20 protein-coding genes are annotated in these 25539 nt (G+C 62.0%); 7 read left to right on the top strand and 13 right to left on the bottom strand.

The features are described from left to right. Position 1: 1 nt before the first annotated feature. The 4 genes from NYQ88_RS11225 to NYQ88_RS11210 form a co-directional block, all read right to left on the bottom strand. The gene (locus NYQ88_RS11225) at positions 2–886 is read right to left on the bottom strand and encodes an ABC transporter permease (protein ID WP_275651230.1); all 885 of its coding nucleotides are present in this window, start codon (positions 884–886) and stop codon (positions 2–4) included. Further along, a complete protein-coding gene (locus NYQ88_RS11220; RefSeq protein WP_275651229.1) occupies positions 883–1812 on the bottom strand; it encodes an ABC transporter permease in 930 nt (309 codons plus the stop codon). The genes NYQ88_RS11225 and NYQ88_RS11220 overlap by 4 nt, the downstream gene beginning before the upstream one ends. Before the next feature lie 10 nt (positions 1813–1822). Then, positions 1823–3580: an ABC transporter ATP-binding protein gene (locus NYQ88_RS11215; RefSeq protein WP_275651228.1), complete on the bottom strand. Its 1758-nt coding sequence runs from the start codon at positions 3578–3580 to the stop codon at positions 1823–1825. 65 nt (positions 3581–3645) lie between these two features. Continuing rightward, positions 3646–5250: a peptide ABC transporter substrate-binding protein gene (locus NYQ88_RS11210; RefSeq protein WP_275651227.1), complete on the bottom strand. Its 1605-nt coding sequence runs from the start codon at positions 5248–5250 to the stop codon at positions 3646–3648. Between the two features lie 310 nt (positions 5251–5560). Here NYQ88_RS11210 and NYQ88_RS11205 point away from each other — a divergent pair, with 310 nt between their 5' ends. Further along, complete coding sequence (locus NYQ88_RS11205; protein WP_275651226.1) at positions 5561–7702, top strand: catalase; 2142 nt, start codon at positions 5561–5563, stop codon at positions 7700–7702. 62 nt (positions 7703–7764) lie between these two features. On the opposite strand, the gene NYQ88_RS11200 is transcribed toward NYQ88_RS11205, so the two are convergent. Together NYQ88_RS11200 and NYQ88_RS11195 are read right to left on the bottom strand one after the other, a co-directional pair. Continuing rightward, positions 7765–8796: a hypothetical protein gene (locus NYQ88_RS11200; protein WP_275651225.1), complete on the bottom strand. Its 1032-nt coding sequence runs from the start codon at positions 8794–8796 to the stop codon at positions 7765–7767. 19 nt (positions 8797–8815) lie between these two features. Then, positions 8816–9760 carry an isoaspartyl peptidase/L-asparaginase gene (locus NYQ88_RS11195; RefSeq protein ID WP_275651224.1) on the bottom strand — a complete coding sequence of 315 codons (945 nt, stop codon included), beginning with the start codon at positions 9758–9760 and terminating at the stop codon, positions 8816–8818. Positions 9761–9876: 116 nt separating this feature from the next. Between NYQ88_RS11195 and NYQ88_RS11190 the strand changes: the two genes are divergently transcribed. The 3 genes from NYQ88_RS11190 to NYQ88_RS11180 are packed head-to-tail and all read left to right on the top strand — an operon-like array spanning position 9877 to position 12425. Then, positions 9877–10914: a GntR family transcriptional regulator gene (locus tag NYQ88_RS11190; RefSeq protein WP_275651223.1), complete on the top strand. Its 1038-nt coding sequence runs from the start codon at positions 9877–9879 to the stop codon at positions 10912–10914. After that, on the top strand, positions 10911–11612 hold the full coding sequence (locus NYQ88_RS11185) for a creatininase family protein (protein WP_275651222.1): 702 nt from the start codon (positions 10911–10913) through the stop codon (positions 11610–11612). Before NYQ88_RS11190 ends, NYQ88_RS11185 begins: the two co-directional genes overlap by 4 nt. Positions 11613–11669: 57 nt before the next feature. Continuing rightward, the gene (locus tag NYQ88_RS11180) at positions 11670–12425 is read left to right on the top strand and encodes an SDR family NAD(P)-dependent oxidoreductase (protein ID WP_275651221.1); all 756 of its coding nucleotides are present in this window, start codon (positions 11670–11672) and stop codon (positions 12423–12425) included. Here the strand turns inward: NYQ88_RS11180 and NYQ88_RS11175 are convergent. The 7 genes from NYQ88_RS11175 to NYQ88_RS11145 form a co-directional block, all read right to left on the bottom strand. Then, positions 12422–13258 carry an MBL fold metallo-hydrolase gene (locus NYQ88_RS11175; RefSeq protein WP_275651220.1) on the bottom strand — a complete coding sequence of 279 codons (837 nt, stop codon included), beginning with the start codon at positions 13256–13258 and terminating at the stop codon, positions 12422–12424. The genes NYQ88_RS11180 and NYQ88_RS11175 overlap by 4 nt on opposite strands. A 2-nt stretch (positions 13259–13260) precedes the next feature. After that, entirely contained in the window at positions 13261–14037 is a 777-nt protein-coding gene (locus NYQ88_RS11170; RefSeq protein WP_275651219.1) for a TatD family hydrolase, read from the bottom strand. Further along, entirely contained in the window at positions 14038–15588 is a 1551-nt protein-coding gene (gene metG / locus NYQ88_RS11165) for a methionine--tRNA ligase (RefSeq protein WP_275651218.1), read from the bottom strand. It abuts the gene before it with no gap. Next, positions 15585–16610, bottom strand: coding sequence for an AAA family ATPase (locus NYQ88_RS11160; protein ID WP_275651217.1), 1026 nt, complete (start codon positions 16608–16610; stop codon positions 15585–15587). Before NYQ88_RS11160 ends, metG begins: the two co-directional genes overlap by 4 nt. Further along, on the bottom strand, positions 16607–17293 hold the full coding sequence (gene tmk, locus NYQ88_RS11155) for a dTMP kinase (protein ID WP_275651216.1): 687 nt from the start codon (positions 17291–17293) through the stop codon (positions 16607–16609). The genes NYQ88_RS11160 and tmk overlap by 4 nt, the downstream gene beginning before the upstream one ends. A 206-nt stretch (positions 17294–17499) precedes the next feature. Further along, on the bottom strand, positions 17500–18642 hold the full coding sequence (locus NYQ88_RS11150) for a D-alanyl-D-alanine carboxypeptidase family protein (protein WP_275651215.1): 1143 nt from the start codon (positions 18640–18642) through the stop codon (positions 17500–17502). A 61-nt stretch (positions 18643–18703) separates the two neighbouring features. Next, positions 18704–19675, bottom strand: coding sequence for a septal ring lytic transglycosylase RlpA family protein (locus NYQ88_RS11145; RefSeq protein WP_275654906.1), 972 nt, complete (start codon positions 19673–19675; stop codon positions 18704–18706). Positions 19676–20004: 329 nt separating this feature from the next. On the opposite strand from NYQ88_RS11145, the gene metH reads away from it, so the two are divergent. The 3 genes from metH to NYQ88_RS11130 all read left to right on the top strand — a co-directional run bounded on the left by metH (position 20005) and on the right by NYQ88_RS11130 (position 25473). Then, positions 20005–23772, top strand: a complete 3768-nt coding sequence (gene metH / locus NYQ88_RS11140) for a methionine synthase (RefSeq protein WP_275651214.1) — start codon at positions 20005–20007, stop codon at positions 23770–23772. Between the two features lie 94 nt (positions 23773–23866). Beyond that, positions 23867–24214, top strand: a complete 348-nt coding sequence (locus NYQ88_RS11135) for a hypothetical protein (RefSeq protein ID WP_275651213.1) — start codon at positions 23867–23869, stop codon at positions 24212–24214. A 317-nt stretch (positions 24215–24531) separates the two neighbouring features. Further along, on the top strand, positions 24532–25473 hold the full coding sequence (locus tag NYQ88_RS11130; protein ID WP_275651212.1) for an IS110 family transposase: 942 nt from the start codon (positions 24532–24534) through the stop codon (positions 25471–25473). Positions 25474–25539: the final 66 nt, after the last annotated feature.

The following is a 25539-nucleotide window of genomic DNA, read 5'->3' as shown; positions in this document are numbered from 1 at the left end:
TTCAGCGGCCTTTCAGGGTCGGGTCAAGCGCATCGCGCAGGCCGTCGCCAAACAGCGAGGTTGCGAGAACGGTGATGGCAAGGGCGGCAGTCGGAAACACTGCCATATGCCAGTAGAAGAACATGAAATCGATGCCCTCATTGATCATCTGCCCCCATGTCGGGGTGGGCGGCGGTACGCCGACACCCAGAAAACTGAGACTGGCTTCCAGCATCATCGCCAGCGGTATGGCGAGGACGAAGCCAATGATGATCGGGCCGATCGAATTGGGAATGAGATGGCGACGGATGATATACCAGGGCGACGCGCCGAGCGCCTGCGCCGCGCGAACGAATTCCTTCTCGCGCGAGGCCTTGATCTGCGCGCGGACCAGCAGACAGACCTGCACCCAGCCGAAGAGCGCGGCGATGAAGACGATGGTAGCGAAGCCGCCCCGCGTCAGCGCACCGAGCAGAAGCGCCGCGAGCAGCGGGGGAACGACGGAAAAGACCTCGATGATCCGCATGACGACCCAGTCGGTCCGACCGCCGAAATAGCCCGCCAGCGCTCCCAGCGGGATGCCGAGGAGGACGCTGAACAGCGCCGCGGTGAACCCGATCGTGAGCGACACGCGCGCGCCATAGACAATGCGGGAATAGAAATCGCGTCCGAGATTGTCCACGCCGAACCAGTGCTCTGCCGATGGAAACGCAAGCGCCTGGGTCAGAAAGCCCTGCGCCTCCGGATCAACCGGAGTGATCAGGGGCGCAAAGATCGCCATCAGGATCAGGATGCCGAGAACGCCGCCACCGGCAACGGCCGCCTTGTTGGACAGGAACCGGCGCCATGCGAACCAGAGCGGACTGCGCTGTCGAGCGGGAACGCCGGCTGAGGACGAAATGGTCATTCGCTGTCTCCCAGGCGGATGCGCGGATTGAGCAGCGCATAGGCGATGTCGGAAAGGAGATAGGCGAGGCAATACATGAAGGTAATCAACAGCATCAGCGCCATTTGCAAGGTGTAGTCGCGCACCTCGATGGAGGAGACGAAGTAGGCGCCGAGCCCCGGTACGCGGAACATGGCTTCGACAAAGATCGACCCCGTCGCTGTGCCGATGAACATGGGCAGGAAGACGGTCACGAGCGGGATCGCCGAATTGCGCATGACATGCTGGAAGACAATCCGGCGCTCACTGAGGCCCTTGGCGCGCAACACATTGACGAACGGCCGGTTGAGCGTGTCGAGAACGGCAGATCGCGTGTAGCGGGCGTAGGTGGCGAGAGGGATCGCCGCATAGCATGCAATCGGCAGGATCCAGCGATTGGGTTGCGGCCAGCCGCTGGCTGGAAGCCAGTTGAGCCACACCGCAAAGATCAGGATCAGCAACATGGAGGTTACGAAAACCGGAATGGTGAGCCCCAGCGTCGCCACAGTCGAAGCCAGATAGTCGATCCAGGTGTTGCGGTTGAGGGCGGCAGCCATGCCGAGCAGAATCCCCAATGGCGCGCCGATGAGGACACCGGTCCCACCCAGAACAAGGCTCGGGATCCAGGCCCGCGAGATCAGCTGGACCACAGTTTCGCCCGGGCTCTGGAACGGCACGCCGAAATCGAAATGCAGCACACCCCACATGTAGTTGAAATACTGGATATGGAGGGGCTGATCGAGACCCCATTGCGCCATCATTTTTTCGCGCACGGCGGCGGAAACCGGCATGTCATTGGCATCGAACGGCCCACCGGGAACCGAATGCATCATCAGGAAGATGATGACCGACACGACGATGAACGTGAAGGCGACCGAGAGAACGCGACGGATGATATGGGCAAACATCGCGATCTCCTCAGGTCGTCACGATCGCCTCGACCCGGTGTCCCGGGGCGATGGTGACAAGTTGCGGGGAAGCGTTCGGCGCGAACCCTGTCTGGATGACGGTGAAGCGCGGCGTCCCGGCCTGGATCTCATCTGCCGAGAGAAAGCTGCGAACGCGCCTCTCTCTTGGATTTGTCACAGGAATGGCATCGAGCAGGGCGCGGGTATAGGGGTGCTGCGGCTCAGCGAAAAGGCGCTCGGTCGAGGCTTCCTCGACCACCCGGCCGCGATACATCACGACGACGCTGTCCGTCAGCGACTTCACGGTTGAAAGGTCATGGCTGATGAACAGGATCGACAGCCCCATCTCGGTCTGCAATTGCTTGAGCAGCGTGATGATCTGCGCCTTGACGGTAACGTCGAGAGCCGAGGTCGGCTCGTCGGCCACCAGCACTGTCGGCTCGAGGATCAGCGCACGGGCAATGGCAACGCGCTGGCGTTGCCCACCCGAAAGCTCGTGGGGATAGCGACTGCCGAAATTGCGCGGCAGGCCGACGCGCTCCAGCCAGCCGAGGGCCTTTTCGGTCTGCTCGCGAGACGTCCCGAGGCGATGGATATGGAGCGGCTCCGCGATGATCTGGGCCAGGGTCATCATCGGGTCGAGCGCAGAATAGCTGTCCTGGAAGACAATCTGCATTCGCCGGCGAAACGGAATGAGGCCGGTCGCATCGAGATTGGAAATATCGGTGCCGTCGACCAGGATCTGCCCCCGGCTTGGCTCTGTCAGCCTCATCGCCATGAGCCCGGTGGTAGTCTTGCCGGAGCCCGACTCCCCAACCAGGGCGACGATCCGGTTGCGCGGGAGGACGACATTGACCGTCTGCACAGCCTGGTATTCGCCCTGCACCACACGAAATCCCCTGCGCCGACGTGTGGAATAGGACTTGGCCAGATCGCGCAGCTCGAGTGCCGGGGCGACGGTGTCCGGCGCCCCTTTTGAGGGCTCAAAGCGGGAGTGAAGGCTCGCCAGGAGCGTCTTCGTATAATCGTGCTTCGGCGCCTCAAAGACCTCGGTGACCTCGCCCTCCTCCATAATCTCGCCGCCATACATGACGACCACCCGGTCCACTGTTTCGGCGATGACGCCGAGGTCATGCGTAATCATGATCAGGGCCATGCCGAACTCGGCCTGCACCTTTTTGATGAGCTGGAGGATTTGCGCCTGGATGGTCACATCGAGCGCGGTCGTGGGCTCGTCGGCGATCAACAGCTTGGGACGGCACGACAACGCCATGGCGATCATCGCGCGCTGCAGCATGCCGCCGGAAAGCTGGTGCGGATAATACGTCGCCACGTCTGCGGCATTCTTGATTTCGACGCGCAGCAGGAGCTGCTCGGCTTCCGCCAGCGCCTGCCGCTTGTCGAGTTTGCGATGCGCTCTGATGGTCTCGGCGATCTGATGGCCGATGGTGAACACCGGATCAAACGCGGTCATCGGGTCCTGAAAGATCATGGCAGCGGAGCGCCCCCGCAGGCGCGCCAGATCCTCCTTGTTCGCCTTGAGCACATCCACTCCATCGAGGCGCAACTTGGTCGCCGCCACTTCAGCGGTGGCCGGCAGGAGACGCAGCAGCGCAGAACAACTGACCGACTTGCCTGAGCCGGACTCCCCGACAATGCCGACGCTTTCGCCTTCGCTGACACTAAAACTGACATCGCGCACGGCATCGACCTGTCCGCCATATTGGCGAAAGCTCACGCGCAGGCCTTCGATTTCGACGAGAGGCATGGATGGACCCTTGGCAGAGGGGCGCCTCCCGACCGGAGCCGGGAAGCGCGCAATGCGAAAAGCGTCTACTGCTTGGTGATGTGGGTGAAGAAGTAGTGGCCGAGCCGGTCCAGCTGGGTGAAGCCCAGCGAGTTTGGCGCGACCCCATCACCGCCCATCTGGTCGGAAACAACGGCGATGGTCACCGGATGGACGAGCGGAACGATCAGCCCCTGGTCGATCATCAGCTGCTCGGCTTCGGCATAGAGGCCGTAGCGCGTATCCCAATCGCTTTCGGAGTCCGCCTTGGCTACAATCGCGTCATATTCTGGAACGAAATAGCCGTGGCGGCCACCGTTGAAGAAAATGCCATAAAAATTCGACGGATCGAGATAGTCGTATTCATATGGGGCGATGAAGATGTTGTTCTTCTTGCCGCGCAACCCATCCATCCACTCCGGACCCGGAAGCGCACGAATATTGAGCGAGATGCCAAGGGCTTCCTTGAACTCGGCCTGCAGATATTGCGCCATGGCCGGAACGATGGCGCCGTTGTAGCCACCCTCTTCGCGATACCAGATCTCGACTTCGGGGAAACCTTCCCCATTGGGGAAGCCGGCCTCTGCAAGGAACTGCTTTGCCTTTTCGGGATCGAACACCGCCTCGGCGGCGATATCCGGATTATATCCAGGATAGCCGGGCGGCAGAAGCGACCCTGCCGGAATGGCAATGTCCTTGAGAACGGTCGAGGTCAGCTCATCGCGATCGACGGCATAGTAGAACGCCCGGCGCACGTTGACGTCGTTGAACGGGGCAGCATCCAGATCATAGGAAATATAGGACGTCGCAAAAACAGCATTCTTGCGGATTCCATCGGGGTAGCGCTGGGTAGCAACCGGAACCTGCCCGGTATTGAGGAAGGAATAGTCCGCATCACCAGCAAGGAACGCCGGCAACCCGACTTCCGGGGCATTGAGCGTCGGATCGAGTTCAAGTCGATCGATCATCGGAGACCATGGGCCCGTATAAGTATCGGACTTGGTCAGCACCACCGAATTGTTGGATTTCTCCCAGCTCTCGATCTCGAACGGACCGGATGAGACGATGGTAGAGACATCGAGCGACCAGTCATCGCCGAGCTCGTCGACCTTGTGCTTGGGCACCGGGTACCAGAGGCTGGTGACCGACGGCAGGTACGGTTTTGGCGCGACGGTGGTGACTTCGATGGTCAGATCGTCGACAGCCTTGAGGCCAAGCGTCGACACTTCGGCCGTGCCTTCGGTGACTTCCTTCCAACCCTTGATGCCGCCGGCAAAGTCCCAGTACCAGGCGAAGTCATAGCCCGAGGTGGCTGCACGCTGCAGCGCGAAGACAAAGTCTTCCGCAGTGAGCGGTTCCCCATCGGACCAGACGAGACCGGGACGCAGATTGAACGTCCAGGTGAGACCATCTTCAGACTGGCTCCAGCTTTCGGCCGCCATCGGCGTCAGCTCGAATTCCTTGTCGAAGGTCGCGATCGGGATCTGCAGCAGCTCCGAGCCGGTGCCGCGATCATAGACGGTCTTCATATAGTCCATGTAGGTGCCGGCGCTGTTCCCGCTCGGTGCCACCACGGTCGTCTGCGCCAGCACCGGCGCGGACAGCGCCGTTGTAGCCACCATGATGCCGGCCAGTCTCACAAGTGCATTCATAGAGCTCCCTCCTTGAGCAAGATGGACGTTCCCTCATGCGCCGTTCAGTGCGGGACCATGCCCGTTGAAACGGTCACTCTCTACTGGCACCAGGCTCCCTCACCCGGCGCGGAGACGGATCCAACTTCCCCTCAAATCCGCCTAATGCCATATGTCTGACAAATGCATCGCGCCTTGGCAAGTATCATCGGTATAGCGCCAGGACACTCGAATAGAGCCTTAGGAACGCTAACTCACGTTACTGCGTTGAGAGCGCAAGGTTGCGAGCCCATTCGCACACCAAACGGCAAGCGTCCCTGCGGAGATAACCATGGCAGACGTGACAAAGTCACCGTCGACGAATAACGCCCTTCATCACCATACCCCCGGAAGCGGGCAGAACCCGCCGGATCCCAAACTCGGCAATGCCGGTGAACTGCAGCAGCAGGCTCCGGGCGATGCGGACGCGTCGGCCTATCTGACCGATAATTTCGGCCACCGCATATCGGATAACCAAAACAGCCTCAAAGCCGGCGAGCGCGGCCCGGCCCTGCTTGAAGATTTCGTGCTGCGCGAAAAGATTTTCCACTTCGACCACGAGCGCATTCCCGAACGGATCGTGCACGCCCGCGGCTCAGGCGCTCACGGCGTCTTCGAATGCACCAAGGCTATCCCGGAGCTGACCAAGGCGACGATCTTCCAGAAGGAAGGCAATAATTGTCCCGTCTTCGTCCGCTTTTCGACCGTTGCCGGGGGTGCCGGTTCGGTGGACACACCCCGTGACGTGCGCGGCTTTGCCACCAAATTTTACACCGAGGACGGCAACTGGGATCTTGTTGGCAACAACATCCCGGTGTTCTTTATCCAGGATGCGATGAAGTTTCCGGACCTCGTGCACAGCGTCAAGATGGAGGCCGATCGCGGTTATCCGCAAGCCGCATCTGCCCACGACACGTTCTGGGATTTTGTCGGCCTGATGCCCGAGACAATGCACATGATCATGTGGGCCATGTCGGATCGTGCCATCCCGCGCTCATTTCGCATGATCGAGGGCTTTGGAGTTCACACCTTCCACTTCGTCAATGCGAAGGGTGAAGGCAAGTTCGTGAAATTCCACTGGAAGCCCGTCCTAGGCATCGAGTCGACAACCTGGGACGAGGCGGTGAAAATTGCCGGCGCAGATCCCGATTTCCATCGCCGCGATCTCTTCGAAGCCATCGACAAGGGCGACTTCCCCCAGTGGGAACTGGGCGTGCAGGTGTTTGACGAGGCCTTCGCCGCCTCCCTGCCCTATGACGTGCTCGACGCCACCAAGCTCATCCCCGAGGAGCTTATCCCGGTCGAGATCATCGGCCGCATGACCCTCAACCGCAACGTCGACAATTTCTTTGCCGAAACCGAACAGGTGGCCTTCCTGCCGACCAACATCATTCCCGGCATTGATTTCTCGAACGATCCGCTGCTGCAGGGGCGCCTCTTCTCCTATCTCGACACCCAGAAGTCGCGGCTTGGGACGACCAATTTCCATCAGATCCCGATCAATGCGCCAAAATGCCCGTTCCATAATTTCCAGCGGGACGGGATGGTGCAGACGCTTGTTCCCACGGGTCGGGCAAACTACGAGCCGAACAGCCTGTTCGAAGCCGGTGAAGACACCGGTCCGCGTGCCAGCCTCGACACCGGCTTCACCTCCTTCCGTGAAAACGCCGAGCGGAACGACCCGACCGAAAAGGTCCGCGTGCGGGCGGAGCTGTTTGCCGATCACTTCAGCCAGGCCCGCCTCTTCTTCAAGAGCCAGACCGCCAGCGAACAGGCTCATATCGCAAGCGCCATTGTCTTCGAGCTGTCCAAGGTGACCCTCGAGCATGTCCGTCTGCGGGTCATCTCGCGGCTGCGCAACATCGACGAGGATCTCGCCCAACGGGTTGCCACCGGATTGGCAATGGATCTTCCCAAAAAAGCCAAGGCCGCCCGCGAGCCGATTGACCTTGATCCGTCCGACAAACTCTCCATCCAGAAGCAGGCCAAGAAGATCCTCAAAGGGCGCAAGATCGGCATTCTGTTCGCCGAGGGCTCGGACAAAGCCAGTATCGACAAGCTCAAGAGCGAGATCGAAGCGGCCGGTGGCACCGCATTCCTCGTGGCGCCCAAGGTCGGCGGCATCCCGGTCAAGGGTGGCACGCTCAAGGCCGACGGCCAGCTGGCGGGGTCACCTTCGGTGATCTTTGACGCTGTCGCCTCGATCCTCATGCCAGAAGCCGTCGAAAAGCTCCTCAAGGACGGCGCTGCCATTCAGTGGTTCATGGATGCCTTCGGCCATTGCAAGACCATCGCCCATTGCAACGGCACAAAGCCCCTCCTTGAGGCCGCCAACGTCGAGAAGGACGAAGGCGTCGTTCCGATCGAGGACTTCATGAAAGTCGGCGCCGTCAGGCATTGGGCCCGCGAACCCAAGGTTCGCGATCTCGCCTGATCTTATCTGACAAAGAGGCTGGCCGGACGGGGTGAGCACCCTGCCCGGCCCACCAAACGCTGCTAGATCAATTCCGTCGGTATAAAAGCGCCGCCCTGGATGATCGGAACCCCATCCAGCGCCAAATTGGCGTTTCGCAGGCACAGCCCCAGATGGGCCCGGCTGCGATTGCTGCCCTTGAAGCCCACATCGTCATTGCTGCCGATCTCAATCTGGATTGTGCCATAGGTGCTCTCGCTGTCCGCCCCGCCGCCGCCGGTGTTGGGCGTCTGCGTGATCATCTGTGTCCAGCGGGCGCGCCGGTCGACACCCCAGGCCATATGCCCAGCAACCATCGCTCTGTCGTCTCCGGCCGCTTCCAGCTCAGCCTGGATCAGCCGCGCATCCAGCCCACCCTCGATGGACACCATCCGCCCGTCCTCGAAGTCCATCACGACCGGGTGCTCGATAAAGCGCCCGATGTGAAAACACGCATCGCCGACATCGAGCACCAACCGGCCATTGGTCGAGTCTTCGCGCTGTGCCGACTGGACTGCCCCCAGCCCCCAGAAGTCGAGATGTCCCGGCGTATCCGCCACGCCATAATTGGCCAGCGCGCCGCGCCCGCTCTTGTCCATGACAAGATCCGTTCCCGCGGCAGAAGTGATCCGGATCTGTCGCGCGCTATCGAGCAATTTGGCACCGGCCAGAGCCCGCCGACGCACCTCCGGGTCGGCGCGCATGCGGTGCAGCACATGCGGCTCCTCCATGCAGCACAAAACCCGCGCGCCTCTATCCAGCGCTTCCGCGATTTCCTGGCGATAATGAAGCCGCTGTGAAGTCATGTAGACGATGAGGTCAGCGACGCCGCACAGGGCCGACAGCGCCTTTGGAGACGCCTCCTCGTTCCAGGGGAAAGTCGTGAGAAAGGCCTCTGCGCCGAGCCCCCGGGCCGCTGCCATGCAAGCCGCGCCGTAAGCGGGATCCCAGGCGGTGTCGGTAATACAGAGGCAGGTTTCACCCGGCTTGAGGGCACTCGCCCGCAGCTGGTGAGTAAACAGACCGGCGAGATCCGCGCTGAAGCCGGGGCCGGAAAAAGAGACTGCATAAGCCATTGTCAGAAGCCACTTTCCGTCAAGCGTCGAAAGGCGAGAAATCGTCGGCGTAGATCCCAACGGACATCTGCCCGTCAGCGGTCACCGCGCCGCGATACATGCCCTCGGTATTGTGCGGCATGGCGATCGCGCCCCGAGCATCGACGGCGATGAGACCAGCGCCACATTTATCCGCGCTGAGTTCGGCGATGGCCGCAGCGGTTGCCGCGTCCAGCGTTTCACCGCGATAGCGGATCCGCGCCGCTATATCGTGCGCCGTGCCGCGGCGGATGAAATATTCGCCCAGACCGGTGCAAGACACGGCGACCACGCCATTGGCGGCATATGTACCCGCGCCGATGACAGGCGTGTCGCCGACCCGTCCCGCGCGCTTGTAGGTATAGCCGCCTGTTGAGGTGGCTGCCGCCAGATTGCCGAAATCATCACAGGCGACCGCGCCCACTGTTCCGTGCTTTTCGGCTTCGCTGCGCTCGCGATTGAGCAGCCCGCGTCGTTCCTCGTCGGCACGCTTCCAGTGCTCGCGGCGGAGGTCGGTGGTGAAATAGGCTTGGTCGACGATGTCGAGCCCCTGCTCCCGCGCAAACGCATCGGCCCCGGCTCCAGCCAGCAATACGCAATCGCTGGCCTCCATCACCCGTCGCGCCGCCCGGATGGGATTGCGGATGGTCCGCGCTGAAGCGACCGCGCCCGCAGCCCGTTCCCGCCCATCCATGATCGCTGCGTCAAGCTCATGGTCCCCCGCCGCGTTGAGCACCGCACCGTGTCCGGCATTAAAGCTGGGATGGTTTTCAAGCGCGATAACAGCGGCTTCCACGGCATCCAGCGCCAGCCCCCCGGCGGAGAGGATTTCCCATCCGGCCTTGAGCGCATCAGCCAGCCCCTGTCGGGCAGCCTGATAGTTCTCCGGGGTAAAACTGGCGCGCGGGATCGTGCCTGCGCCCCCATGAATGACCAGACTTGCCATTTTGGCTCCCTTGCTCAAACGCGCGCAGATCGGCCTTGCAAAGCACCGAAAACTGCGATCAATTTTGTTCTAACGTTCTAGAACAAAGCCTCTCAAGGGAGCCAGATTGGCCAAACATGTCAAGTAGGGTACGAGCAGGCTCTGGGGCGCAAAACGAAGACAGGCCGAGCGTCGTCGCCATGCTGGCGGCTGGCCTCGATCGCGCCTTGCCCGTCCCGCTCGGCATCCAGCTTTCCGGCCTCATCCAGTATGGCATTGCCCTAGGCGATTTCACGGCCGGAACGCGCCTCCCGCCAGTGCGTGACCTGGCCGAGCGAGCCGGCATCGCCCCGATGACCGTGGTTGGCGTCTATAATGAGCTCAAGCGCCAGCGCCTGATCGAGACGCGTGGCAGCGCCGGAACCTTCGTTGCCGAAACGGATCATCTGCCGGCCAAAGCTGACTTCGACAGGCTTCAGCCCGCAATCGACACATTGCTCGATCTGGGCCTGGAGGCCGGTCTCGGCCCCACCGAACTGGCGACCCTCCTCAATGCTCGCGCAAATCACCGGCGTCAGCCGACAGCAAAGGGCCTCAGGATTGTTCTCGTGGGCCATTTCGCGCAGGCAACCGCTGCCTATGCCGATCACATCCGCCCGCACCTGCCGCCAAATGACCTCCTGAGCTGGACCACCATCGCTGATCTCGCCGAGAGCGAGAGCCCGCCGGACGCTGATATCGTCCTCACGCTGCAAAATCGCCGGATCGAGGTTGAAGCCATCTTCGGCGCCCAAATACCGGTACTCGGGATCAATTTCGTCCCATCCGGGGAGACCGCAGCCCGGTTGGCCGGTCTTGCCGCCGAAGCCCATGTCGGCATCGTCTCGGTCTTCCCCGAGTTCATGGCGCTGATGAAACCCGGCGTCGTCCGCTTCGCTCCCCAGATAGCCGGGATCGAAGTGGTCATGGCCGATGATCCAGGCCTTGATGGCGTCCTCTCTCGTGCGGATGTCATCGTCTATGCGACCGGCCTCGACCGGTTGACGGAAAAGATCCGCCCTGATCAGCAGGCATTCGAATATCGCTACGCACCTGATGTCACCTTCATCAAGCAGCATGTCCTGCCGCGGCTCGATGCCCTGCGCCAGGCCGAAATTACCAAGGAAAATCAATGAAGATCGCCGAGATGAACTGGTTTCAGGTCGAGGATTATCTGAAGATCGATGATCGGGCGATCGTCCCGCTCGGCTCGACCGAGCAGCATGCCTACCTCAGCAATGCGGTGGATACGATCCTCTCCGAGCGGATCGCCGTTGAGGCTGCAGCGCCCCTCAATGTCCCGGTGTTCCCGCCCCTCGCCTTCGGCATCACCCCATATTTCGCCAATTATCCCGGAACGATCTCGCTGCGGATGGAGACTTATTCGCGCATCATCACCGACATTCTGGATAGCCTCCACAACACCGGGTTCCGGCGGTTTCTCTTCGTCAACGGCCACGGCGGCAACAATCCGGGCCAGACCGCGGCGCTGGAATGGCTCAACAGTCATGCCGACAGCCGGGTGCGCTGGCACAATTGGTGGAACGCTCCAAAGACCTTCGCCAAGGTCCAGGAGATCGACCCAGTCGCTTCCCACGCGTCGTGGATGGAGAACTTTCCCTGGACGCGGCTGCCCAACATCCGAATGCCGGACCATCAGAAGCCGATGGCCGATCTCGACAAGCTCAAAACCATTGGTGCGGCGGGTGTGAAGGAGATGCTCGGCGACGGCAATTTCGGCGGTTTCTACCAGCGTCCAGACGACGAGATGCAGGCCATCTGGGATGTCGCCATTGCCGAGACCCGGGAGCTGATCGAGGACGGCTGGGCTTAGCAGTTTGTCGCAGAATCCACTCAATTTAACCGCACAATCAGTTTAGAGAACATCTCTATGCATTTGAATTTCCATAACAAAACGGTCATCGTTACCGGCGCTGCGCAGGGTATTGGCCGCGCCATCGTATCGGCGATGAGCGCAGCTGGTGCGCGTGTGGTCGCGCTCGACATGGACGCCGATGGCCTCAAACTGGCCGAAGCGGCGGGCGCTGAACTGACCCTGACGCTCGACCTTTCCGAGCGGCAGAGCGTGCTCGACGCCGTGGAGACTATAGCGCAGCGCCTGGGGGGCGTGGATATCCTCATCACCGCCGCGGGTGGCGTGCGTGGACAGACGGCCGCAAGCCTTGAAAACGTGTCAGAAACCGCCTGGCACCAATTGTTCGCCGCCAATGTGGATGGGGCATTCTATTGTGCCCAGGCGGTGGCGCCGCTGATGAAGGCAAACGGCAGCGGGCGGATCGTCACCATTGCCTCAGGGGCAGGTCTGCGACCCAGCCTTACCGGCATTCAGGCCTATAGCGCCGCCAAGCATGCCCTGGTCGGCCTGACCAAGCAGTTGGCGCTGGAACTGGGGCCGCACGGCATCACGGTCAACAGCGTGGCTCCGGGCTTCGTGCTGTCCAATCCGGCGACCCAGCGCCAGTGGGAGAGCTATGGCGAAGAAGGCCAGAAGCGGCTGGTCGACGGCATTCATATGCGCCGGCTTGGCACGCCAGAAGACATTGCCAATGCTGTTCTTTTCCTGGCCTCGGAACAGGCAGGCTGGATTTCGGGGCAGATCCTGAGCGTCGACGGCGGCCGCGCCTAGCGGTTGAGCAGGACGCGGTTGAGAACGTCGATCTGCATCCCATCGAAGGCCGGCGTGACATGCGCCGGCGTTTCCGCATCGGTGCGATCATAATCGAGATCGATGTGCATATTGGTGAGGATCGCCATCCGCGGCTCGAAACGCTCAACCAGATCAAGGGTTTCCGGCAGGCTCAGATGGCTGGGATGCGGCGTCGGACGCAGGGCGTCAACGATCCAGAAATCGAGGTCGCGCACCGCCTCGGCCGAGACTTCTGGCAGCTCCGAGAGGTCGCAGCTATAGGCGAGGCCCTTAACCCGATAACCCAAAGATTCGATGTCGCCGTGGATCTGGGTGAAGCTCGAGACCTCGATGGTGCCGCCGGGTCCTTCGACTGCAATGGTGTCGCCAGCCGAAATCTCATGCGCATTGAGGATGGGGGGATAGCTGCTGCCCGGCGGGGTAGTGAAGCAATAGCTGAATGCATTCCGTAGCTTAGCGCCACATCCTGCAGTGAAATAGACTTCGACCCGACGACGATTGTGCAGCGCCAGAACGCGCAGATCGTCGATCCCGTGGGAATGGTCGGCATGCTCATGGGTGTAGAGGACCGCATCGACACGGTCGACATTGGCACCGAGCAGCTGCTCGCGCAGATCGGCGCCAGTGTCGATAAGTATCCGTGTAGGCTCATCAATTCCGTTCCGCCAGCCCTCGATGAGGAGAGCGCAGCGGCGGCGGCGGTTGCGGGGTTCGTGCGGGTTGCACGCGCCCCAGACATTGCCGATACGCGGCACGCCACCGGATGAACCGCAGCCCAGAATGGTGGCGACGATCCGGTCCGGCTCAACCATGGTCAAACTGCAGCCTTGGAGAACAGCCGGTAGAAATTCTCGGTGCTTTCCCTGCCCACCTGTTCGAGGCTAACCCCGCGAATTTCCGCGACTTTTTCCGCCGTGTGGCGGACATAGGACGGTTCATTGGGCTGGCCGCGATGCGGGATCGGAGCGAGGTAGGGAGAGTCGGTCTCGACGAGGTAGCGATCCGCCGGGACGATCTGCGCAACCTCTTGGATTTCCTTGGCATTCCGGAAGGTAATGATGCCGGAAAAGGAGATGTAGCCGCCCAGGGCCAGAGACCGCTCGGCCAGCTCGCGTCCGGCGGTAAAGCAATGGAGCACAAAGGGAAATGCGCCCTGCCCGGTTTCCTCTTCGAGGATACGCGCCATGTCATCGTCGGCCTGGCGGCTATGGATGACCAGCGGCAGACCGGTGATCCGGGCCGCTGCGATATGGCGGCGAAGCCCGGTTTCCTGGGCCTCGCGCGGTGCGTTGTCGTAGAAATAGTCCAGCCCAGCCTCGCCGATGGCGACGCAGCGCGGATGCGCACTCAGCCGAACCAAGTCATTGGTTTCGATGTGCAATTCTTGGCCGGCATTATGCGGATGGGTGCCGACCGAGCACCAGACATTCGGGTATTTCTCAGCCAGCGCGGCATAGGTCGCAAAATTTTCGACACGGGTCGAAATAGTGACCATGCCGGTGACCCCGGCTGCCTGGGCGCGGGCAAAAACCCCCGCCAGATCGGCGGAGAGGGACTCGAAATCGAGGTGGCAGTGACTATCGATCAGCATTTATTCGGCCGGCTTTTCCAGCCGCGCGAAGACGCCTTGCGGTGCCGGCAGGTCGGAGTTCGTTAGCAGACTGTTAGCATTGAGAGCGTCAGACAGCGTCCTCTGGTTGTCAGGGACAGCCAATTGGTCAAGCAGCCGTGCAGCCGATGCGGGAACGAAGGCCTGCATCGGAATGGAGAGGCGACGAACCGTGTCGGCGGTCACATAGAGGACCGTGGCCATGCGAACCGGATCGGTCTTCTTGAGCGCCCACGGCTCCTGCGCGGCGAAGTAGTTGTTGGCCGAGCTCAGCGCGGAAATGATGGCGCCGGTGGCTTCGTGGACCAGCTGCTGGTCCATCGCCTTCTGTGCCGTCTCGAGTGCCGCGGTGACCTCGGCGATCATGGCGTTGTCGGCCTCGGTCAGCTCGCCGAGAGCCGGCACCTTGGCATCACAGTTCTTGTTGATCATCGATAGCGAACGCTGCGCCAGATTGCCGAGATTATTGGCAAGGTCCGCGTTGACGCGATTGACCAGCTTTTCGTTGGCATAGTCACCGTCGTTGCCGAAGGAGACTTCGCGCAGGAAGAAGTAGCGGACAGCGTCCTGACCAAAGGTGTCCACCAGGTGGAACGGCTCGATGACATTGCCGAGCGACTTGCTCATCTTTTGGCCGTCAACGGTGAGGAAACCGTGGGCGAAGACGCGGTGCTGCACCTCAAGACCAGCGCTCATCAGGAATGCGGGCCAATAGACGGTGTGGAAGCGGATGATGTCCTTGCCGATGACATGCAGGTCCGCCGGCCAGAACTTCTTGAACAGCTCGCTCTGCTCGTTAGGGTAGCCAAGACCGGTGATGTAATTGGTCAGGGCGTCGACCCAGACATACATCACATGGCCTTCAGCGCCCGGTACGGGAATGCCCCAGTCGAAGGTGGTGCGGGAAATGGAGAGGTCTTGCAGACCACTCTTGACGAAGGAAATGATCTCGTTGCGGCGCTCCTTGGGAGCAATGAAATCTGGATTGGCTTCGTAGAGGGCGAGCAGCTTTTGCTGATAGGCGGAAAGGCGGAAGAAGTAGGTCGGCTCTTCGACCCATTCGACTTCGGCGCCGGAGGGAGCAAATTTCTTGCCGTCCTTCTCCGTCAGCTCGTCCTCGTCGAAATAGGCCTCGTCGCGCACCGAATACCAGCCGGCATAGGTGGACTGGAAAATGTCGCCATCCGAGTTTTCGGCCATCTTCTTCCAGATGGCCTGCGACGCCTCGTGGTGGCGCTGTTCGGTGGTGCGGATGAAATCGTCGTTGGACAGGTTCAGCGCAGCCGCGAGCTTCTGGAACTCGGCCGCGTTGCGATCCGCCAGCTCCTTGACCGGAATGCCTTCCTTGGCCGCCGTCTGCACCATCTTGATGCCGTGCTCGTCGGTGCCGGTGAGGAAATAGACCTCACGGCCCTCGAGACGCTTCCAGCGGGCGATGGCGTCGGTGGCGATCATCTCATAGGCGTGCCCGATGTGCGGGGCGCCATTGGGATAGGAAATCGCGGTCGTGACGTAAAAGGGCTTGGCGGTCATTCTTGCTCGATGGGGATTGCAGTCGTTGCACGGTGCTTCCGAATGGCGTCAAACAGCACGACAAGCGTCTGTTTCATGTCGAGATTGACGCTATCGGCTTCCAAAAGAAGCGCGTGTGCCTTGTCCCATAGCTCTGTGGCGGAGGCAAGACGCATACGGCTCTGACGATCAAAGGCCGCATTGCGCGCCTCGTCGGCCAGCCAGTCGGATAGGATTTCGCGGCCGAAGGACATGTCGGGCCCATGGGGGTCGGCGCCAAGCGCTTCAGCCAGCTGCAAGGTGGCGCCTGTCGGCATGTTTTCCGGGGCCTGAAGCCAGGAGATCAGCGCGCCGACCGGGGAGGTTTCGCCCAGCGCCAGCGTCTCGAAGGCGCGGCGCGGTCGGCCACCGGCCAGCTGCACGGCGCGGTTCAGCGTTTCGGCGTCGATATCGGGCAGGCTGGAGCGCACCACCTGCTCGACCAGCCCATCTGCGAGGGGACGCAGGGCGATGTTGTGGCAGCGCGACTTGATCGTTGGCAGCAATTGCCCCGGGCGATGGGAAACGAGCAGGAAGGTCGTGTCGGCCGGCGGCTCTTCCAGCGTCTTGAGAAGCGCGTTGGCGGCCGAGGGATTGCAGTCGTCGATACTGTCGAGGATTGCGATGCGGTGGCCGGAGCGGCCGCGCGTATGGTGGAGCGCATCGCGCAGCTCGCGTACGTCTTCGACGCGAATGGCGGTGTAGTAGCCCTTGGCATCCTTGAGACGCCGGCGCAGCACAAAAAGGTTCGGATAGGACAGCGCCGCAACCTGCTCACGCACGCGCTCCGGCGCTTCGTCTCCGGTGGCGGTGAGAATGGCGAGGGCCATCTCGAAGGCAAAGGTCGCCTTCCCCACACCCTGCGGACCATGGAGCATGATTGCGCCGGGCAGACGGCGGTGATGCAGCTGCTCAAGAATGGCGGAACGGGCGAGGTCATGGCCAATGGCCGCCTGGCGCGCTTCGGGAAGCGGCAGGCCCTCCAGTGCGGATGGATCACTCATGCGCCGGCTCCCGCCCCGAGCTCAGGGAAACGCTCGGAGACCACCCGCCAGATATCCTCGGCAAGGTGTTCCTCGGGCTGTTCGGCCGAGAGGACCACGCATCGATCGGGATTATTGCGGGCGATATTGAGGAAGCCGTCGCGCAGGCGGCGATGCCAGTCGAGCTCTTCCTTTTCAAACCGGTCGCCGGTGAGCGCCAGCCCGTCCTCGACGGCGCGCATCTCGACCCGCTTGAAGGCGGTTTCCGGGTCCATGTCGAGTACGATGGTGAGATCGGGGACATGGCCGTCGAGCGCCAGATCTTCGAGCGCGTCGATGAGCTTTTCATCAACGCCACCGGTCAGCCCCTGATAGGCGCGGGTGGAATCGCAGAAGCGGTCGGAGATGACCCAGGTGCCGCGCGCCAGATTGGGCGCGATGAGCTGGGTGACGTGATCATGCCGGGCCGAGGCGAACAGCACCGCCTCGGCGCCGGGGCCCCAGCTTTCCGAACGACCCTGCAGAATATAGGAGCGGATGGCCTCGGCCTTGGGCGTACCGCCGGGTTCGCGCGTGCGCACGGCGCTGACATCACGCGCGCCCAGGCGTTCGAGCAGGCGCTTGACCTGAGTGGACTTGCCTACGCCCTCACCGCCTTCGAAGGTGATGAAGCGGGCCGTGCTGTGGTTCGGCGCGTCGAGCATATGCCGCCTGATTGGTTGGTTTGGTTTCTTTTAGGGCAAGCGACCGCGGGGGGGAAGGGTTTGGGCGCGGGGGTGTGGGAGCGTGCCCCGAGAGTTTGCCACTGGGGCGAGTTCGATTGGGGCTCCCTGCCCGCCATCCGAGCGCAGCTCGAATGGCCTCTGAACCTAAATTCGCTCCACTGGAGCGAATTTGCCTGCGGCATGGTTCAGAGCCAACCCAATGCCAGTTGCTTGAGGGCATCGGTGGCGCGGCGGACGAGGTCGCCCTGCCCGACTGTTTCGGCGGCGTAGAGCGGTGCCGTCTGCACCAGCTGGTCGTTGCAGAACACCTGCAATTCGGCGATCTGCGCGCCCTGCTGAATCGGCGGCATCAGCGGGCTGACGAAAGTGACCGTGGCGGAAAGGCACTGGCGCGAGCCGCGCGGCAGATAAAGCGCAATCTCGCCGTTACCGATGAGGCCCACATTGCCCTTCTCGCCGCCATAGACATCGGCATAGGCAACGACCTTGCCTTCCGGATAGGCCGAGAAACGTTCGAAGGCGCGCATGCCCCATGTGAGCAGCTTTCGCCCCTCTTCAGCGCGCTCGCGCATCGAGCCGAGACCGTGCACAACAGCGACGAGGCGGCGATCGCCCTGGGCCGTCGAGAGCACGACGCCATAGCCGGCAGCCTGGGTATGGCCCGTCTTGAGGCCATCGACGCCGATGCCGACGTCGATCAGCGAATTGCGATTGGCCTGTTTTATGCCGTTCCACTCCATCTCCGGTTCGGAGAAATAGTGGTAATATTCGGGGAATTCGCGAATGAGGTAACGGCCGAGGTCGGCCAGGTCCCGCGCCGTCGAAAATTCATCCGGGTCCGGCAGGCCCGTGGAATTGGTGAAGTTGGAATCGTTGAGCCCGATCTGGCGGGCCAGCTCGTTCATCATCGCCGCAAAGCTGGCTTCGCTGCCGGCAATGCCTTCGGCCAGCACGATGGCGGCGTCATTGCCCGACTGGATGATGACGGAACGAATGAGGTCTTCGACGCGGATCTGGGAATTGAGCTCGGCGAACATGGTCGAGCCGCCCGAAGACGCGCCGCCTGTCCGCCAGGCGTTTTCGGAGACGAAGAACAGATCGTCCTTGCTCAAGCGGCCGGCGCGCAGCTCGTTGAACACAACGGCCAGCGTCATCAGCTTGGTCATGCTGGCCGGCTCGAGCCTTGCATCCGCATCCTTCTGGAAGATGACGGTGCCAGACTCGTAATCCGTCAGCACGGCGAATTTCGCCTTGGTCTCGAACTGCGCCTGGGCGAAGGCCGACGAAACGCTGAAGGCGGCAACAGCGATGGCGAGGAGCAGTCTCACGGGCAATCCCTTGCTTTCCCGACCAAAGGGCCGAATTCGGAACAGTCGCGAACAGCTCCGACTAATAAAGAATTATATCGCCAAGGCCAAGTTCACGCGCCAGATCGAGAGCGTCCTGACGCTCAACACCGGGCTTGAGATGGGTCAGCGTCAGGCGGGTCGCCGGCTTGCCGCCGACGGTGACGGGATCTTCGGCCACGGCGCCCAACACGGCGAACCGCTCGGCCAGCGCAATCGCATTGTCCTGATTGCCGTAGATGCCGAGCCCGAGCTTGAAGGCACGGGTGTCTGCGTCGACACTGGCCGCCCAGGCCTGGAGGTCCGGCGCCTGGCTGGCCATGGCGTTGACCGCGGCATGGGCCGTGCCGATGCCGGCATCAGCCTGTTCGGCGTCGGCATAGGAGAACAGCCCGCCGATAAAATTGGTGGTCATGCCGACAAGGCTGCGATTACTCTCGGCCGAAGCGACCTGAACATTGCCGCGGCTGCCGCCGAAATCGGAGGGGCCATTGTAGCTGGCCACCAGCATGCGGGTATCATCGCCCTCGAGCGGGGCTTCGCCGACATATTCGACCTGCACGCTGGCCGAGCCATTATTGACATAGCCAAGCATGGACGCCGCCTGATGCGACAGATCGATGATGCGGCCGGCCACATAGGGTCCACGATCATTGACGCGCACGACGAGTGAGCGGCCATTGTCCTTGTTGGTCACGCGGACATAGGACGGCAGCGGCAGGGTCGGATGCGCGGCGGTGATGGCATTGGCGGAGAAGATTTCGCCATTGGCCGTGCGGCGACCGTGGAAGTCCGAGCCATACCAGGACGCCGTACCGGCCGCGACATAATTGGGATCATGCTGCGGGACATAGGTCTTGCCGCGCACGGTATAAGGCTTGCCGACCTGATAGCGCCCGCCGCCACGAGGCGGATGGGGATTCGAGGTCACGCGCGGCGAAACAGCGACGCCATATTCCTTGGAGGTGAAGGCGCCGCGCTTGACCGTGGCACCAAGACCCCCGGCACCACCCATGCAGGCGGCGATCATCGGGGTGATAAGGGCGGCAAGTGTTATTGTGCGGACGGCTTTGCGCCAAGTTGTCGTCACGGTACTCTATACTCAACTCGCTTGGGACTATCGGCGCCGCATCATAATCCGATACGGGGAATTTGCTGCAAATTGTCACTTTGCTGGTTTAGGAGGCCTTAACGCCTTCCCATCATTCGCCGGATGCGCCGGGTTTTCCGCAACTGGTGACGAATCGCAGCAGAGACGCCTTGGCGCTTGACTGATATAAAGATATCTTTATGTGATGCCTGCAGCGTTGTTCACGCAGGCCCAAAACTGAAAGAGAGGACGGCATGAGCCCCTCGCCCGACCGGATCGACAATTCTCCCCTCCTGCCCGACTGGACCGAGGTGCGCACCGCGCTCGCCCAGGCCATGCAGGACCGTATCCTGATCCTCGACGGCGCCATGGGCACCATGATCCAGCGCCTGGGGCTGACCGAGGAGAATTTCCGCGGCGAGCGCTTCAAGGACTGGAGCCATCCGCTCAAGGGCAATAACGACCTGCTCGTCATCACCGAACCGGAGATGATCGAGGATATCCACTTCGCCTATTATATGGCCGGTGCCGATATCGTCGAAACCAACACCTTCTCAGGCACTTCGGTGGCCCAGGCGGACTACGCCTGCGAAAGCGCGGTCTACGACATCAATTACCAGGGCGTTGTGGTGGCGCGGCGCGCCGCCTTGCGCGCTGAGGAAGCTGACGGCCGCCGCCGTTTCGTGGCTGGCGCAATCGGGCCGACGACGAAAACCTCGTCCATGTCGACCGACGTCAACAACCCCGGCCATCGCTCGATCAGCTTCGATGATCTCGTGGAAGCCTATGGCGAGGCCATTCGCGGGCTGGTGGATGCGGGCGCGGACCTGCTGCTGTTCGAAACCATCACCGACACACTGAACACCAAGGCCGGCATTTTCGCCGCCCAGCGCATCTTCGAAGAGCGCGGCATCGATGTGCCAATCATGATTTCGGGCACGATCACCGACCTCTCCGGCCGCACGCTGTCTGGCCAAACGCCGACGGCCTTCTGGTATTCCATCCGCCATTCGAACCCGATCACCATCGGGCTGAACTGCGCGCTTGGCGCCGACCTCATGCGCGACCATATCGCCGAGCTCTCGAGCGTCGCCGATACATTTATCTGCGCATATCCCAATGCCGGCCTGCCCAATGAAATGGGCGGCTATGACCAGACGCCCGAACAGATGGCGGCTCAGCTGCAAAGCTTTGCCAGCGATGGCCTCCTTAACATCGTTGGCGGCTGCTGCGGTTCGACCCCGGACCATATCCGCGCCGTGGCGCAGATGGCCGCGCAGTACCAGCCGCGCAAGGTCCCGGAGATCGAGCGCAAGCTGCGCCTCGCCGGCCTTGAGCCGTTCACGCTGACCAAGGACATCCCCTTCGTCAACATCGGCGAGCGCACCAACGTCACCGGCTCTGCCCGCTTCCGCAAGCTGATCACGGCGGGCGACTACAACGCCGCCCTCGACGTGGCCCGCGACCAGGTCGCCAATGGCGCCCAGATCATCGACATCAACATGGATGAGGGTCTCATCGACTCCCGCCAGGTGATGATCGACTACCTGAACCTGCTGGCCGCAGAACCAGATATCGCCAAAGTGCCGCTGATGATCGATAGCTCCAAGTGGGAGGTAATCGAGGCGGGCCTGAAGTGTGTGCAGGGCAAGGCGCTGGTGAATTCCATTTCGCTCAAGGAAGGCGAAGAGGCATTCATCCATCACGCCAAGCTGGTGAAGGCCTATGGCGCCGCCGTGGTGGTGATGGCCTTCGACGAAACCGGACAGGCCGACACCAAGCAGCGCAAGGTGGAAATCTGTGCGCGCGCCTACAAGATCCTGACCGAGACCGTCGGCTTCCCGCCTGAAGACATCATCTTCGACCCCAACGTCTTTGCGGTCGCGACGGGCATCGAAGAGCACAATAATTACGGTGTCGACTTCATCGAGGCGACGAAGGAAATCACCGAGAGCCTGCCGCACGTCCATATCTCGGGCGGCATCTCGAACCTCAGCTTCTCGTTCCGCGGCAATGAGCCGGTGCGCGAGGCGATGCACGCCGTGTTCCTCTACTATGCCATCCAGAATGGCATGGACATGGGCATCGTCAACGCCGGCCAGCTGGCGGTCTACGAGAGCATCGACAAGGAACTGCGCGACGCCTGCGAGGACGTGATCCTCAATCGCCGACCGGATTCGACCGACCGAATGCTGGAGCTGGCCGAGCGCTACAGGGGCCAGGGCGGCGGCGCCGGCAAGGCCAAGGATCTTTCCTGGCGCGAGCTCCCGGTCAACGAACGCATCACTCATGCGCTGGTCAACGGCATCACCGAATATATCGAGGCCGACACCGAGCTGGCCCGCCAGGGAGCAGCCCGCCCCCTGCACGTCATCGAAGGCCCGCTGATGGCCGGGATGAACGTGGTTGGTGATCTTTTCGGCTCGGGCAAGATGTTCCTGCCGCAGGTGGTTAAATCGGCCCGCGTGATGAAGCAGGCCGTGGCCTATCTGATGCCATACATGGAAGCCGAGAAGGACGCCAATGGCGACGCCGCCGGCCGCCAGAGCGCCGGCAAGGTGCTGATGGCGACGGTGAAGGGCGACGTCCACGACATCGGCAAGAACATCGTCGGCGTCGTGCTGGCCTGCAACAATTACGAGATCGTCGATCTCGGCGTCATGGTGCCGACCCAGAAGATCCTGGAAACCGCCCGCGCCGAAAACGTCGACATCATCGGGCTGTCCGGCCTCATCACGCCGTCACTCGACGAGATGGTGCATGTCGCCTCCGAAATGGAGCGCGAGGGCTTTGACATTCCCCTGCTCATCGGCGGCGCAACCACCAGCCGCGTCCATACCGCGGTAAAGATCCACCCGCGCTATGCGCGTGGCCAGGCGGTTTACGTCAATGACGCCAGCCGCGCCGTGGGCGTGGTGTCGAACCTGCTCTCGCAGGACACCAAGGTGACCTTCATTGAACAGGTGCGCGCCGAATACGCCAAGGCGGCCGCCGCCCATGAGCGGGCCGAGCACGAAAAAAAGCGCCTGCCGCTGACCGCAGCGCGCGAAAACGCCTTCAAGCCTGACTGGACCGGCTACGCGCCGCCCAAGCCGAGCTTTACCGGTATCAAGAACTTTACCGATTTCGACCTTGCCGAACTGGCCCAATACATCGACTGGACGCCGTTCTTCCAGACCTGGGAACTCAAGGGGCGCTACCCGGCCATTCTCGAGGACGAGCGGCAGGGCGAAGCGGCGCGGGCGCTCTGGGCGGATGCTCAGAAGATGCTCAAGCAGATCATCGACGAAAAGTGGTTCGTGCCCAAGGCTGTGGTCGGCTTCTGGCCCGCCAATGCCGTGGGCGATGACGTGCGCCTGTTCACGGGCGAAGACCGCCAGACCGAGCTCGAAACCTTCTTCACGCTGCGCCAGCAACTCTCCAAGCGCGACGGCAAGCCGAACATGGCGCTGTCCGACTTCGTCGCGCCGGTCGACAGCGGCAAGCCCGACTATCTCGGCGGCTTCGTGGTGACGGCCGGTCTCGAGGAAGTGGCGATCGCCGAGCGCTTCGAGAAAGCAAACGACGATTATTCGTCCATTCTGGTGAAGGCCCTGGCCGACCGCTATGCGGAGACGCTGGCCGAATTCATGCACCTCAAGGTTCGTCGCGAACTCTGGGGCTATGCTCCGGACGAAAACCTCACCCCCGAGGAAGTCATCCTCGAGAACTATCGCGGCATCCGCCCGGCACCGGGCTATCCGGCCCAGCCGGACCACACCGAAAAGACCACGCTCTTCCGCCTGCTCGATGCAGAGAACACTGTCGGCGTGTCGCTGACCGAAAGCTACGCCATGTGGCCGGGTTCATCGGTCTCCGGGCTCTATTTCAGCCATCCCGACGCCTATTATTTCGGCGTCGCTAAGGTGGAGCGCGACCAGGTGCTCGACTACGCCCAGCGCAAGGGCATGGCAGTGGAAGAGGTCGAACGCTGGCTCGGGCCGATTCTGAACTACATCCCCGGCAAGGTCGCGGCGGAATAATATGGAGTGTGGTTGCAGCGCGTGTCGCCCTATCCCATCTCTTCCCGATCACGGGGAGAGTGACGTTCAGCACGGTGACACTTCAGGAACAGAAATGACCAGACCCGCCCCCATTCCCGTATCCGTCGTGGGAATATCTCCTGCGCCCGGCTCGCTGGCCGACGACGTCGCTGTCGTCCAGCTGCCGGCCAGCACCGGGCACAATCACGCGGATGGTGAGAACTGTGTTGCCTGTGCGGGCCAGACCGATGTGCGCACTCAGCTTTTCAACCTGCTCGAAATGCACAAACTCGGTTTTTTGCCTGTATTTTCGAAGGTCGTGGTCGATGCCAGCCTGGTAACCGATATCGAACGCGTCCGGGCCGCACTGGCCGGAAAGCTCCCGGCGACAGCCCTGCGGGACCATGAAGTCGCGCGGCGGTTCGTGCTGGTGGAAGGCTAAGTCTGGGCCCCCTCACCCTAACCCTCTCCCCTGAGGGACGAGGGGACATATCGAGTATGGGGAAGGTGCGGTGGCCCACAACCGGCACTGCGGGTATGCCATCCGACGACAGTCTGCCGTCACCACCCGGCTTGTGTGGAGGATCTGTGCTTTAGTGGTGGCATCAGCCGGGTTGCGCATCCCGGCTGATGCAGTCAGGAGGCCGTTTTGTCCGGCTGGTTTGTCACAGCCGAGGACGAGCAAGGCCCTGTCTGCTCCCTTTGACCCCGAACGGTTGATCGGGCTGTTGCCCGCACCACAAGCCTGGGAGCAAGGTCATGATACACGACACCCTCTTCGTTGGCATCGACGTTTCCAAGACGCATCTGGACGTTCATACCCATCCCGCTGGCAAATCCTGGCGTTGCAGCACTGGACCGGAGGCGCTCGCCGAGCTGACGCAGCGCCTGGCCAGACTGGGGCCGTTGGCCATCGGGCTCGAAGCCTCGGGAGGCTATGAAGCCCGCGTGGCCGAGAGCCTGCATGCCGCTGGCCTTGAAGTGCATGTTCTAGCCCCGGCGCGGATCCGCAGTTACGCGCGGGGTATCGGCCAATTGGCCAAAACCGACAAGATCGATGCCGCTCTGATCGCGCGTTATCTGCAGGCCGTGCGCGCCAGCTTGACCCCTTATGTGTCTGATCCGATCCGACAAAGGCTGAGCGCGTTCACAGCCCATCGGCGGCGGATCGTTGCGGAAAAGAGCGGCCTTGTCAGTCAGCTCGATACCATCGACGAGCCGCTTGTGCGCAGCCTGATCGAGGAGCGTCTGGCGGCCATCGCCCTGGAGATCAAACGCATCGAAGCGGCCATCACTGCCCTTCTCGCCGACAATCGCCAGCTCCAGCAGCGCCAGGCGCGGCTGCGGCAGGTGACCGGCGTCGGTCCGGTTCTGGCGATCGCCTTACTGGCCGACATGCCCGAGCTCGGCAAGGTCTCCGCCAAGGTGGCCGCAGCACTCATCGGCGTTGCCCCTTATGCCCGCCAATCGGGCGCATCGGATCGCAACGGCCGCTGTCTTGGCGGACGAAAACATCTGCGCGATATCGCCTACATGGCCGTGCTCAGCGCCATCAAGGTGAAAGACCCCGTTCTCGGCGACTTCTATCAAAGACTGCGCCTGCGCGGAAAACCCTTCAAACTCGCCATGATCGCAACGGTGAGAAAACTCATCACAATCCTCAACGCCATCGCCCGACAGGAACCGGCATTCCAACAGTGATGTCCACGGTTGCTTGTCCGGGTGGTCCATCTTCGGCTCCAAATGAAATGGATTGCCCGGACAAGC

Source organism: Devosia sp. SD17-2, from assembly GCF_029201565.1.
In the GTDB taxonomy this organism is placed as follows: Bacteria; Pseudomonadota; Alphaproteobacteria; order Rhizobiales; family Devosiaceae; genus Devosia.
This window is presented reverse-complemented; position numbering and strand designations above follow the sequence as displayed.

Excerpts from the sequence above, each read along its gene's own strand:
- NYQ88_RS11225 (WP_275651230.1), bottom strand. The coding sequence starts at position 886 with ATGACCATTTCGTCCTCAGCCGGCGTTCCCGCTCGACAGCGCAGTCCG.
- NYQ88_RS11220 (WP_275651229.1), bottom strand. The coding sequence starts at position 1,812 with ATGTTTGCCCATATCATCCGTCGCGTTCTCTCGGTCGCCTTCACGTTC.
- NYQ88_RS11215 (WP_275651228.1), bottom strand. The coding sequence starts at position 3,580 with ATGCCTCTCGTCGAAATCGAAGGCCTGCGCGTGAGCTTTCGCCAATAT.
- NYQ88_RS11210 (WP_275651227.1), bottom strand. The coding sequence starts at position 5,250 with ATGAATGCACTTGTGAGACTGGCCGGCATCATGGTGGCTACAACGGCG.
- NYQ88_RS11205 (WP_275651226.1), top strand. The coding sequence starts at position 5,561 with ATGGCAGACGTGACAAAGTCACCGTCGACGAATAACGCCCTTCATCAC.
- NYQ88_RS11200 (WP_275651225.1), bottom strand. The coding sequence starts at position 8,796 with ATGGCTTATGCAGTCTCTTTTTCCGGCCCCGGCTTCAGCGCGGATCTC.
- NYQ88_RS11195 (WP_275651224.1), bottom strand. The coding sequence starts at position 9,760 with ATGGCAAGTCTGGTCATTCATGGGGGCGCAGGCACGATCCCGCGCGCC.
- NYQ88_RS11190 (WP_275651223.1), top strand. The coding sequence starts at position 9,877 with ATGTCAAGTAGGGTACGAGCAGGCTCTGGGGCGCAAAACGAAGACAGG.
- NYQ88_RS11185 (WP_275651222.1), top strand. The coding sequence starts at position 10,911 with ATGAAGATCGCCGAGATGAACTGGTTTCAGGTCGAGGATTATCTGAAG.
- NYQ88_RS11180 (WP_275651221.1), top strand. The coding sequence starts at position 11,670 with ATGCATTTGAATTTCCATAACAAAACGGTCATCGTTACCGGCGCTGCG.
- NYQ88_RS11175 (WP_275651220.1), bottom strand. The coding sequence starts at position 13,258 with ATGGTTGAGCCGGACCGGATCGTCGCCACCATTCTGGGCTGCGGTTCA.
- NYQ88_RS11170 (WP_275651219.1), bottom strand. The coding sequence starts at position 14,037 with ATGCTGATCGATAGTCACTGCCACCTCGATTTCGAGTCCCTCTCCGCC.
- metG (WP_275651218.1), bottom strand. The coding sequence starts at position 15,588 with ATGACCGCCAAGCCCTTTTACGTCACGACCGCGATTTCCTATCCCAAT.
- NYQ88_RS11160 (WP_275651217.1), bottom strand. The coding sequence starts at position 16,610 with ATGAGTGATCCATCCGCACTGGAGGGCCTGCCGCTTCCCGAAGCGCGC.
- tmk (WP_275651216.1), bottom strand. The coding sequence starts at position 17,293 with ATGCTCGACGCGCCGAACCACAGCACGGCCCGCTTCATCACCTTCGAA.
- NYQ88_RS11145 (WP_275654906.1), bottom strand. The coding sequence starts at position 19,675 with ATGGGTGGTGCCGGGGGTCTTGGTGCCACGGTCAAGCGCGGCGCCTTC.
- metH (WP_275651214.1), top strand. The coding sequence starts at position 20,005 with ATGAGCCCCTCGCCCGACCGGATCGACAATTCTCCCCTCCTGCCCGAC.
- NYQ88_RS11135 (WP_275651213.1), top strand. The coding sequence starts at position 23,867 with ATGACCAGACCCGCCCCCATTCCCGTATCCGTCGTGGGAATATCTCCT.
- NYQ88_RS11130 (WP_275651212.1), top strand. The coding sequence starts at position 24,532 with ATGATACACGACACCCTCTTCGTTGGCATCGACGTTTCCAAGACGCAT.